Raw genomic sequence first — 739 nt, forward strand, 5'->3', positions numbered from 1 at the left:
GGCCAGATCGTCTCGGCCGGACAGGCGACCATCGCCGCCGGCAGCCTGAACAACGATGGCGGCCAGATCGCCACGCTGAAGGACAGCGGCGCCAGCATCGTCATCGCCAGCCAGAGCATGAGCAACCAGGGCGGCAGCGTGCTGGCCAGTGGCGACGCCAAGCTGGCGGTCGCCGGCGCCGTCCACAACGCGCGCGGGACGATCCAGGCGCAACGCGACCTGCAACTGACGGCGGGCGGCGCACTCAATAACGCGAGCGGCGTGATCGAAGCCGTCACGGCGGCCAGCAGCCTGACGCTGCTGGCGAGTACGATCGACAACAGCGCCGGCCGTGTGGTCAACGTCGGCACGGGCGCGGCTACGGTGAACGCCCAGGGGCTCGTCACCAACAGTGGTTTGATCGCCGGTAACGGCAGCCTCGATCTGGCGGCCGGGACTTTGCTCAACCTGACGGGCGGCAGCGTGCTGTCGGGACAGCGCATGGGCCTGGACGTGGCGCAGCAGCTGGACAACCAGGGTGTTGTCAACAGCGGCGGTACCTTGACGTTCAACCAGACTACGGCCATCGTCAACAACAGCGGCCAGATCGTCTCGGCCGGACAGGCGACCATCGCCGCCGGCAGCCTGAACAACGATGGCGGCCAGATCGCCACGCTGAAGGACAGCGGCGCCAGCATCGTCATCGCCAGCCAGAGCATGAGCAACCAGGGCGGCAGCGTGCTGGCCAGTGGCGACGCCA

The 739-nt window shown here is 68.2% G+C and carries 1 protein-coding gene; it reads left to right on the forward strand.

Annotated elements, in window-relative coordinates; translation table 11 throughout:
- Positions 1-739 (forward strand): hypothetical protein (locus KVP70_RS33110; protein WP_217946688.1); only part of this gene is annotated, 739 nt, incomplete at both ends.

Origin of the sequence: Duganella violaceipulchra, assembly GCF_019166075.1 — a bacterium.
GTDB lineage: Bacteria > Pseudomonadota > Gammaproteobacteria > Burkholderiales > Burkholderiaceae_D > Rugamonas > Rugamonas violaceipulchra.